General features: G+C 64.2%; 11 protein-coding genes and 1 riboswitch. Of the genes, 6 read left to right on the top strand and 5 right to left on the bottom strand.

Annotated elements, in window-relative coordinates; translation table 11 throughout:
• Nucleotides 1-152: cell division topological specificity factor MinE (locus Q0L57_RS31660; RefSeq protein WP_296747037.1), on the top strand; the 152-nt coding region annotated here is incomplete at its 5' end.
• A 176-nt stretch (nt 153-328) separates the two neighbouring features.
• The gene (locus Q0L57_RS31665) at nt 329-1213 is read left to right on the top strand and encodes a DMT family transporter (protein WP_296747028.1); all 885 of its coding nucleotides are present in this window, start codon (nt 329-331) and stop codon (nt 1211-1213) included.
• 170 nt (nt 1214-1383) lie between these two features.
• Here Q0L57_RS31665 and Q0L57_RS31670 read toward each other — a convergent pair whose 3' ends face one another.
• Nucleotides 1384-1845: a cupin domain-containing protein gene (locus Q0L57_RS31670; RefSeq protein ID WP_296747038.1), complete on the bottom strand. Its 462-nt coding sequence runs from the start codon at nt 1843-1845 to the stop codon at nt 1384-1386.
• A 360-nt stretch (nt 1846-2205) separates the two neighbouring features.
• On the opposite strand from Q0L57_RS31670, the gene Q0L57_RS31675 reads away from it, so the two are divergent.
• Both Q0L57_RS31675 and Q0L57_RS31680 read left to right on the top strand, forming a co-directional pair.
• On the top strand, nt 2206-2904 hold the full coding sequence (locus tag Q0L57_RS31675) for a hypothetical protein (RefSeq protein WP_296747029.1): 699 nt from the start codon (nt 2206-2208) through the stop codon (nt 2902-2904).
• 322 nt (nt 2905-3226) lie between these two features.
• Entirely contained in the window at nt 3227-4015 is a 789-nt protein-coding gene (locus tag Q0L57_RS31680; protein ID WP_296747030.1) for a hypothetical protein, read from the top strand.
• A gap of 147 nt (nt 4016-4162) precedes the next feature.
• Here Q0L57_RS31680 and Q0L57_RS31685 read toward each other — a convergent pair whose 3' ends face one another.
• A complete protein-coding gene (locus Q0L57_RS31685; RefSeq protein ID WP_296747031.1) occupies nt 4163-4807 on the bottom strand; it encodes a response regulator transcription factor in 645 nt (214 codons plus the stop codon).
• Complete coding sequence (locus Q0L57_RS31690) at nt 4804-6213, bottom strand: sensor histidine kinase (protein WP_296747032.1); 1410 nt, start codon at nt 6211-6213, stop codon at nt 4804-4806. Before Q0L57_RS31690 ends, Q0L57_RS31685 begins: the two co-directional genes overlap by 4 nt.
• 168 nt (nt 6214-6381) lie before the next feature.
• On the opposite strand from Q0L57_RS31690, the gene Q0L57_RS31695 reads away from it, so the two are divergent.
• Nucleotides 6382-6645, top strand: coding sequence for a hypothetical protein (locus Q0L57_RS31695; protein ID WP_296747033.1), 264 nt, complete (start codon nt 6382-6384; stop codon nt 6643-6645).
• A gap of 23 nt (nt 6646-6668) precedes the next feature.
• Here the strand turns inward: Q0L57_RS31695 and Q0L57_RS31700 are convergent, their stop codons facing one another.
• Together Q0L57_RS31700 and Q0L57_RS31705 are read right to left on the bottom strand one after the other, a co-directional pair.
• Nucleotides 6669-6827 carry a hypothetical protein gene (locus Q0L57_RS31700; protein ID WP_296747034.1) on the bottom strand — a complete coding sequence of 53 codons (159 nt, stop codon included), beginning with the start codon at nt 6825-6827 and terminating at the stop codon, nt 6669-6671.
• Nucleotides 6828-7100: 273 nt separating this feature from the next.
• Nucleotides 7101-7283, bottom strand: coding sequence for a hypothetical protein (locus Q0L57_RS31705; RefSeq protein WP_296747035.1), 183 nt, complete (start codon nt 7281-7283; stop codon nt 7101-7103).
• 242 nt (nt 7284-7525) lie between these two features.
• Nucleotides 7526-7738: riboswitch (cobalamin riboswitch) on the top strand.
• A gap of 118 nt (nt 7739-7856) precedes the next feature.
• On the opposite strand from Q0L57_RS31705, the gene Q0L57_RS31710 reads away from it, so the two are divergent.
• Nucleotides 7857-9502: ATP cone domain-containing protein (locus tag Q0L57_RS31710; protein WP_296747036.1), on the top strand; the 1646-nt coding region annotated here is incomplete at its 3' end.

The following is a 9502-nucleotide window of genomic DNA, read 5'->3' on the forward strand; positions in this document are numbered from 1 at the left end:
GCGAGGAGATCATGGCGGTCATTGCCAAGCATGTGCAGATCGACCAGGACTACCTGCAGGTCTCGATGGACCGCGGAGCCACCATGTCGACGCTGGAGATCGACATCCAGATCCCCAACAAGAGCCCGCAGCCATTGGCCATGGCCGGCTGACAGGGGTTTTACGCCGGCGGGACAGCGCTCGCGCTGCCCCGTCAGCATCTCAACACTCCGGCATCCTGCCAGCGTGCCGGCCCACCATCTTGTCCTAGCCATCCGCCCCGCGCTGCCTCACGACAGCGTGAGCGCCGCGTCCTATCTCCATGCCCGAACCAGGGATGGAGCCAGGATTGACCTCGCAGACAGCGCAACCGCAGACACATGCCGGCAGCCTGCCCATCCTCGGGCTGCTCGGCGCCATCCTGTCGGTGCAGGTGGGGGCCGCCTTCGCCAAAAGCCTGTTCCCGACGCTCGGGCCCGAGGGCACGACGATGCTCAGGCTCGCCATCGGCGCGCTGATGCTGGCGGCGGTGCTCAGGCCCTGGAAGGTGCTGCCGACCCGAAAGGGCCTGCCCTGGCTCGCCGCCTACGGCGTCACCGTCTGCGCCATGAACATGCTGTTTTATGCCGCGCTCGCGCGCATTCCGCTCGGCATCTGCGTGGCGCTCGAATTCACCGGGCCGCTTTTCGTCGCCATGCTGGGATCCAGGCGCGCCCTCGACCTGGTCTGGGTGGTTTTTGCCGTCGCCGGCATCGTGCTGCTCTCGCCCTTCGCCGATGTCAGCCGCGGGCTCGATCCGGTGGGCGTGCTGCTTGCGCTCGCCGCCGGCGGCTGCTGGGGGCTCTACATCATCCTGGCACAGAAGGCCGGCGCCGAGCTCGGCGCGCGCACCGCTGCCTATGGTATGGCGATCGCCGCTGTGCTGGCGCTGCCCTTCGGCTTTTCGGCCGCCGCGCCGCATCTCGCCAATCCGCATATCATGGCCGGCGCGGTCGTCGTCGGCCTGTTCTCCAGCGCGCTGCCCTTCTGGCTGGAAATGATGGTGTTGGCCCGGATGCCGGCCAAGGTCTATGGCATGATCGTCTGCCTGGAGCCGGCGGGTGGTGCGCTGACCGGCTTCCTGTACCTGCACGAGGACCTGAGCGTGCTTCAATGCGTCGGCATCGCGGCCGTGATCGTCGCCGCCTTCGGCTCGGCGGTCACGGCGAGGCGACCCTTGCCGTTGCCGGCCTGAAGCAATTCCAGGAAAAGTGCGCAGCGGTTTTCCGTCCGGAATTGCGGCAGGCAAAGAGAGCAATTCCAGGAAAAGTGCGCAGCGGTTTTCCGTCCGGAATTGCGACAGGCAAAGAGAGCAATTCCAGCGGTTTTCCATCCCGAAGAATCCGCCGAGATAGCGGCCGGGCCTCAGGGATCGAGCGCCGTCGTCTCGTCGTTGATTATCCCCAAACGAGCTTCGATCGATGCGATCTTGTCGGGGGCGCCGGCCGTCGCCTCTATCTCCAGGAAGAGTTGCTCGAATCCGCCCGGCGTGACTATGGCGAACATCTGTCCGAGCTCGCTGCTTATGTTTCGCCAACTGTGACGCACATGAGGCGGCAGGACGACGACGGTGCCCGGAGGGGCATCGAACTCCTCATCGCCACATTGGAAACGATAGGTCCCTTGGACCACTCGAAAAACCTCCGTCTCTCGAGTATGGGTGTGAGGGGCAGGGCCTTTCCCGGGGAGGGTGAAAGTTTCCCACATCCCGAATGCGCCGTTGGTTTCGGCTGCGGTGGCGTGGATCACCACCTTTGCGCCATGTGGCGCTCTGGCCAGGCGTTCCCTGCCCGGCGCGGAGATAACCGCCTTCCGAAAGTCTGACATAGCCGACACCCCCCATTTGGTTGACCGCGACAATAGCATTGAATCGATCACCGGTTTCGCTGTCGACATAGAGGCGGCATCGAGGTGGAACGGGTGACGTTCGCTACCTCTGCCGCAGGGGGCTGCGAGGGTTCTCCTCTCGCGGTCGCGCAAAATGGACATATATGCGGGGCCGCCGGACCGCATCCTGTGGTTGAGTTAGGACTTAGGTCTGATATTCATCCAAAAAAGGTCCGAGTGGACAAAACAAGGGTCGTGGGCCACTTCCCCGCGACGGGCTGATTGGGGATGCTCACGCTGCGACAATGCCGGCGGGGTAATTCGGCCGACGGGCTGGAAGGCTGGCATGGGGAGAATGGGATGCGCTTGAAGCGCAGGGGTGGCAGGCTTGTCTTGCGAGCGCTGACGGCGCTCGCCTTGATTGTCGCGCCCTATCATCTCTCCATCGATGGACTTATCCCGGTCAAGGCCTATGCCGGCAAGGGCGGCAATGGCGGCGGCAACAACGGCAACGGAAACGGCAACGGCGGCTCGAACGGCAACGGCAACAGCGGAAACGGCAATTCGAGCGGCAATAGCAGCAGCAGCGGCGGCAACGGAAACGGCAATAGCGGCAACGGAAACGGCGACGGCGGCTCGAGCGGCAACAGCGGCAACGGCAATTCGGGCGGCAATAGCGGGAATGGAAACGGCGACGGCGGCAACGGGAACGGGAACGGCAATAGCGGCAACGGAAACGGCGACGGCGGCTCGAACGGCAACGGCAACAACGGGAACGGCAACAGCAGCGGTGGAGACAGCAGCACCGGGGGAACGACCGGCACCGGCAGCAACACCAGCACCACAACAAGCAGCAGCGTCGCCGATGTAGACAATCACGTGACGGTTGCGACGGGCGACAAGGTCGAGGTCAGTGGCGCCAGCATCCAGGTCACGCACAAGAACGGAATGACGGAGAGGGTTGAGAACGGCCGGTTCAGGATGCAGGACAAGTACGGACGTACCATCGTCGACCGCAAGGCCACCAGGGCGGATTTAAATCGCCTGAAGAGTTTGTGAGAGCAGAGTTTGTGAGAGCGAGGTTCTATCTGGATTAGATCTTCAAGGGACTGAAGGCCGGCGCTGCAAAATCAGGTTGCCACCTTTTGCTTTGCTTCTTCGGTCCTGATCATCATTTGACAGAACTCCCGCTTCTCACCTTACCCCCGCCTTTTGGCGGGGGTACTTTTTTGGGCCCTTGGGGACGGTTGCCAGGGGACCCTAGTCGCCAGGCCCCGATGCCGGGGAATAATCCTCGCGCGCAATCAAGATCTACGGCACGGCTTTTACGTGCTGAAGGATGCCAGGGCCGTAGTGTGTCGCGGTTCGTTGGTATGCCCGCATGATTTTTTGCGAGCCCAGTCATAAAGAATTGCCGGCCGATTTCCAAGCAATTTGGTTAACGCTGCCCCGAAGCCGTTGCGACATTGGTCCCCGCAGGCGGCAAAAAAAGTCCCACCCGCAAGGGCAGGGGTCGTGGGCCGCTTCCACAGCCTTGCCAAACGGGGGATGCTTCGCGCGAAGCCGCCGGCTCGCCCGCCCCCTGGTCGAGAGCTGGATTCCGGTCGAGGCCGAGGCGGAGCCGACACAGAAGGACAGGATGCGCGAACCCGTCTCAAAGCGGATCTCCTCGCTTGCGCTGCGGGCTCTGGCCGCGCTGGCGTTGGCTGTCGCGCCTTGTCATCTGACGACAGACGGCTTGGTGAAGACCTCAGCTGCCCATGCTGGAAACGGCAATGGCAACGGCGGCAATGGTGGCGGCAACAACGGCAACGGAAACGGCAACGGCGGCAACTCCGGATCGCCGGGGGGCTCGAATTCCGGCAATGGCGGCAACAACGGCAATGCCGGCGGCAATGGCAATGGCGATGGTGACGGGAACAATGGCACTGGTAACGGCCAGGGCAACAGTTCCGCCGGCAGCGTCGGTTCGAGCGATCAGGGCACCCACGTCAATCTGGCGACCGGCGACAAAGTGGAGGTGGTCGGTGGCAAGATCACTGTGCTCCACCCCAACGGCATGAAGGAAGAGGTTGAGAACGGCCGCTTCGAGATGATGGATGCTCTCGGCCGCACCATCGTCGAACGCAAGGCGACGCAGGACGACATCGTGCGACTGCAAAGCCTGTGAGGGTTGTGAGAAGCTACCCCCTTCAACACCCTCGCGTAAGTCACCCCCGCTTCCGGAGGCGGGGGTGATTCGCTGTTAGGGGCTGCGGAATTCAAGCATTGAAGAATTGAAGAACAAGAAGGCTGGTTTCACCCTTTCCTCAATTCCCTACTGCCTTTCCCTCGCCTCATGCATCAGAAGCGCCGCTTCCGTGCGGTTGCGCACGTTGAGCTTGGTCAGCACTTTGGTCATGTGATGCTTGACCGTCTTTTCCTGCAGCGACAGCCGGGCGGCGACCTCCTTGTTGCTCAGGCCCTCCGCCACCAGTTTCAGGATCTCGGTCTCCCGGCCGGTGAGACGGCTGAGCGGAGCGGGCTTGCGGGCGGCGGGCTGCAGCAGGTCGGACAAAAGCCTGGCTGACAGCGCCGGCGAGACATAGCTCTGGCCGTTGGCGACATCGCGCAGGATTTCGGCCAGCGACTTCGAACCGACGCCCTTCAGCACATAGCCGCGCGCCCCGGCCTTCAACGCCTGGGCGACGTCGGCGTTCGTCTCGGACACCGTCAGCATGACGATCTTCTGTTCGGGCATCGCGGCAAGGATGCTCGTCAGCGCATTGAGGCCGCCGCCCGGCATGGAGATGTCGAGCAGAAGGATATCGGGCGTGCCGGAACGCGCCAGCCGTTCCGCGTCGTCGGCGCTGGCGCCTTCGCCCACAAGCTCGAAGCCGCCGATTTCGCCGAGGCTGCGCGCCACGCCCTCGCGAAACAGCGGATGGTCGTCGACAATGGCGATACGGATGGGTGCGGTCACGGCTGCTCCTCGACAGACAATGTGATCATCAGTCTCGTTCCTCCCGGCCCCGACAGTGTCTCGAACTGCCCGCCGATGCTTTCAATACGTTCCCTAAGGCCGGCAAGGCCCAGCCCTTCGCTCTTGCCCGAGTCGAAGCCGGGACCGGAGTCCTGCACTTCGACCGCCAGCTTGCCGCTTTTCATCGCGGCCTTCACCTGCTGCCCCTTGCCCTTGCCGTGGCGGTACGCATTGTTCAGCCCCTCCTGCGCAAATCGGTAGATGCTGATCTTCTCCGAGGTGCCTAGTTCCGGCAAGCGTTCCGGTACGGTTAACAACACCTTGGTGTCTGTCCGGCGCTCGTGCTCGGCCACCGCCAGCCGCAGGATGTCGCTTACGGCCTGGGTCTCGATCTGCGGCAGCACCAGCCCGTTGCAAATGCCGCGTATCTCGCGCATCGCCTCGCCGAGCGTCTTGTGGATGCCGGCGATCTCGGCCTCGCGCAGCTCGCTCGACGTGCCCGGATCGACCAGCATGGGGCTGTCCATCCTGAGTGCGGCTAGCGCCACCAGTTGCGCCGGCCCGTCATGCAGGTCGGCGCCGATGCGGCGCAGATACCGCTCGTTGAGTGCGGTCGCGCGGCGCGAGGCGCGCTGCACGCGCAGGCGCAGCGACGAATTCTGCGCCAATGCGGTCTGCAGCTCGGCGACCTTGGCCTCGAGCGTGGCGCGCTGGGTGGCGATGGTACGGCTGCCGCGAAAGACGATCCCGGACAAAAGCGCAAGCGCGGTTGCCGTCGCGCCTGCAACGACCAGCCAGCTCCACAACAGGGCGGAGTGCAGCGATTCCTCGAAGTCGTCCGACACCTCGTAGAACTCGGTGACGGCGACGACGTCGCCCGACCAGGGCTCACGTACGGGGTTGTAGATTTCGAGCAGCGGCAGACCCAGGGCCCGTTCCTTGTCGTTTTCCTCGTCGTCCAGCTGGTTGAACTTGACCATGACGTTGCCGGCAAAGGCGGCCGCCAGATTGGGGTTCGGCCCGAACTTCTTGCCGATCAGATCGGCGTCCTTGGCGTAGAGGATCGTGCCGTCGCGCCGCCAAAGCTTGAACGAAACCAGCCGCTTTCCCAGCGCGCCCTGGCCTAGCGTCTCGTCAAGCGCCCGCTTGACGGTGTCGTCGAGCTCGCGGCTCTTGCGCAGGTCCGGCAGAAGCGGCGCGATCACGCTGTCGACATAGAGCGCGGTGGTGGTGGCGGAGTTGTGCATGACGCCCTCACGGATCTGCGCAGTCACCCACAGACCAACCACCAGCATCACCGCCAGCAGAACGATACCGCCGGCAATGAGGAACTGCAGCGCCAGCGACAGCCCGCTCCAGCGCCGGACGATTTCGTTCGCAAAGACCCTCGCTAGACGCACCATCATATCCCGCCCCCGCCGGGAGATTATAATCGCTGTTTGGCGATTGCGACACCGACCTTGGTCCGGCCCCCGGGTGAGGGTTAACGGCGTCCGGTTTCCGGGTCGCCGGCCCCATGCTTCGCGGGGAGATCGTCGAACTGACGACGCCTTCGGTCCCACGGTCCGTTGCCGATGGAACGCAAGACGGGCAGCCGCGTTTCCAAGTCTGCCATGTCGAGGAGTTTTTGCCGCCTCCAGGCCAAGACGTCCGCCGGGGCCTCGCCAGCCGATGCGGATCGCTTGGCGCGCGCCCAAAAGAACGCGAGGCTCAAGGTCCTGCGCACGCATGCGTCGTGGCTGGTTTTCGACCCTCAGGCGCATTTCCACGACGAGGTCGACTGTTCGGCGGTGTTCGGCGAATCGTCCATGCGGGATCGGCGATCCGATTCCAGCTGAACCGCCTCTTGCGGTTGCGCGGGCTAGGCGACCTGAAGCCGCCCGACGGCATCCGCCCGCGAGATCGCGATCAGCCGTGCGGCAGCCAGCGGCGCCATGATCACGAAGAACGCCGTGATGTCGAGGAAGATCGACCACGCCAGATCCATCCCGCTGTGGTCGTAGCAAACTGCAAATTCCATGGCCCTTGCCCCTATGGATCCACCCAGCTTTGCACACACCAAGCATGAGCCTGATTTGTAGGGAATGCAATGGATTGCTAATTTTCGTTCAGATTCATCATGCTACGAGAGTTTCATCTCGCGTCGGCAGTATGGCCCGCGCGCGATGTCGATCATGATCGCATCACCCCAGTGCGCTGGCTTGGGACAATGAGACCTGAGTAAGGGTCCACCCCTGCTGGCGGATCGAAAGCGGGAAGGCGCCCCTCGCTCGACGGTCGGCCGAATAGCAATTCAGGCGCAGTTCTTCAGTTCGACCACCTCGACGCCGAGGCGAAAAGCCTGTCCGTCGGCATAGGAGCGCGCATGCTGCTCGGCCTCGAACGGGAAAATGAGCGTGGTGCCATAGGCGGTGACGCGCACCGTCCACTTCTCGCCCCTGACAAGTTCGACACCGTGAAGCTTTGCCGTCGTCATTCCGCCCTCCCAGATGCGGCACCGCTCGTGGCGTTCGCATAACGCCTCGACGGTCGTTTCAGTGCAAGTAACCCGACCGAACCGCGGTGCGGCCATGTCGATCCGACAATGGGTCGCTTGCGTCGGTGAAATGGTTCACGGACGGCCACGCTTCCGTCGCTCTTTCGTCATCGGCGCCCGTCGCGACTTCAGAGGAGCGCTGAATTGGCGCGCGACCTGTTGACAGGCGAACGCCTATGGCCACTAAATATAGATGTCGTGGTCTTCCGAGTCGGTTCGTGCTCGGAAGCTAAGAGGGAAGCCGGTGACCCGCTGAGGGGAGGCCGGCGCTGCCCCCGCAACTGTAAGCAGCGAGTCCGCGTCGAGTAACGCCACTGGAGCCGCAAGGCGCCGGGAAGGCCGACAAGGGCGACGACCTGCAAGCCAGGAGACCTGCCCCGACATTTCGAACGTCCACGGGCGGGGTGTCCCGGCGGTACGCTTTGTCCGCGCGGCTTTCGAGCCGCTCCCGGCATGCGTGCGCCACGCTCCGTCCCCCAGAAACCAGCAGGCCAAAAACCATCGGGGATGATGATGACCGCCACTGCCGCCGCCCATGCCAACGGAACCGCGCCGCTTCCGCACGCTATCGAACTGCCCACAACGCCGGTTTCCGAGCCGGGCTATCGCGTCATCCGCCGCAACGGCTCGGTGACGCCTTTCGACCCGACCAAGATCACGGTGGCGCTGACCAAGGCCTTCCTCGCGGTCGAGGGCTCGACGGCGGCGGGCTCGCGGCGCGTGCATGACGTGGTGGAAGAGCTGACGGCGCAGGTCATCGCCGCGCTCACCCGCCGGGCGGATGCCGGCCGCACCTTCCACATCGAGGAGGTGCAGGACCAGGTCGAGCTGGCGCTGATGCGCGGCGAGCATCACAGGATAGCGCGCGCCTACGTGCTCTATCGCGAGGAGCGGGCGAGGGAGCGCGCGGCGGAGAAGGCGGCGGCTGCCGCGCCGGCGCGGCCCACGCTTCAGGTCAAGGGCGATGACGGTGCGTTGGCGCCGCTCGACGAGGCACGGCTGGCCCGCATCGTTGAGGAAGCCTGCGAAGGCCTCGACGCAGTCTCTGCGGCCCCCATCCTCGCCGAGGCGCGCCGCAATCTCTATGACGGCATCACGCTCGACGAACTGTCGCTGGCGCCGATCCTGGCCTCGCGCACCCTCGTCGAGCAGGAGCCGAACTATGCGTTCGTCTCGGCCCGCCTGTTGCTCGACCGCCTGCGCCGCGAGGCGCTGTCCTTCGTCGCCGGCCGCCCGGAGCAGGCGACCCAGGCCGAGATGAGCGAGCGTTACGCCGCCTATTTCCCCGCCTTCATCCGCCGCGGCATTGAAGCCGAGCTGATCGACCCCGAGCTTGGCCGCTTCGACCTCAACAGGATCGGCTCCGCGCTGAAGCCCGAGCGCGACCTGCAGTTCCAGTTCCTCGGCCTGCAGACGCTCTACGATCGTTATTTTCTCCAGACGCGCGGCAAGCGCTTCGAGCTGCCGCAGGCCTTCTTCATGCGCGTCGCTATGGGTCTTGCCGTGCGCGAGATCGACCGCGAGGCGCGCGCCATCGAATTCTACGACCTTCTGTCGTCCTTCGATTTCATGGCCTCGACGCCGACGCTGTTCAATTCGGGCACGCTCAGGCCGCAGCTCTCGTCCTGCTTCCTGACCACGATCGGAGACGATCTCGACTTGATCTTCAAGGGCATCAAGGACAATGCGCTGCTCGCCAAGTATTCCGGCGGCCTCGGCAATGACTGGACGCCGGTGCGCGGGCTGGGTGCCCATATCAAGGGCACCAATGGCGAAAGCCAGGGCGTCGTGCCGTTCCTGAAAGTCGCCAACGACACCGCCATCGCCGTCAACCAGGGCGGCAAGCGCAAGGGCGCGGTCTGCGCCTATCTCGAGACCTGGCATGTCGATATCGAGGAGTTCCTCGACCTCAGGAAGAACACTGGGGACGACCGCCGCCGCACGCACGACATGAACACCGCCAACTGGGTGCCGGACCTGTTCATGCAACGCGTCGAGGCGGATGCCGAATGGACGCTGTTCTCGCCGGACGAGGTGGCGGACCTGCACGATCTTTACGGCACCGCCTTCAAGACCGCCTACGAGGCCTACGAGGCGAAGGCCACCGCCGGCACCATCAAGGTGTTCCGCAAGGTCCGCGCCATCGACCTGTGGCGCAA

The organism is Mesorhizobium sp. (genome assembly GCF_024509055.1).
Taxonomy (GTDB): Bacteria; Pseudomonadota; Alphaproteobacteria; order Rhizobiales; family Rhizobiaceae; genus Mesorhizobium.

Bases quoted from the DNA above. Each gene is read 5' to 3' on its own strand.
- Q0L57_RS31670 (WP_296747038.1), bottom strand. From the start codon at position 1,845: ATGTCAGACTTTCGGAAGGCGGTTATCTCCGCGCCGGGCAGGGAACGC.
- Q0L57_RS31690 (WP_296747032.1), bottom strand. From the start codon at position 6,213: ATGATGGTGCGTCTAGCGAGGGTCTTTGCGAACGAAATCGTCCGGCGC.
- Q0L57_RS31680 (WP_296747030.1), top strand. From the start codon at position 3,227: ATGATTTTTTGCGAGCCCAGTCATAAAGAATTGCCGGCCGATTTCCAA.
- Q0L57_RS31695 (WP_296747033.1), top strand. From the start codon at position 6,382: ATGGAACGCAAGACGGGCAGCCGCGTTTCCAAGTCTGCCATGTCGAGG.
- Q0L57_RS31675 (WP_296747029.1), top strand. From the start codon at position 2,206: ATGCGCTTGAAGCGCAGGGGTGGCAGGCTTGTCTTGCGAGCGCTGACG.
- Q0L57_RS31700 (WP_296747034.1), bottom strand. From the start codon at position 6,827: ATGGAATTTGCAGTTTGCTACGACCACAGCGGGATGGATCTGGCGTGG.
- Q0L57_RS31705 (WP_296747035.1), bottom strand. From the start codon at position 7,283: ATGACGACGGCAAAGCTTCACGGTGTCGAACTTGTCAGGGGCGAGAAG.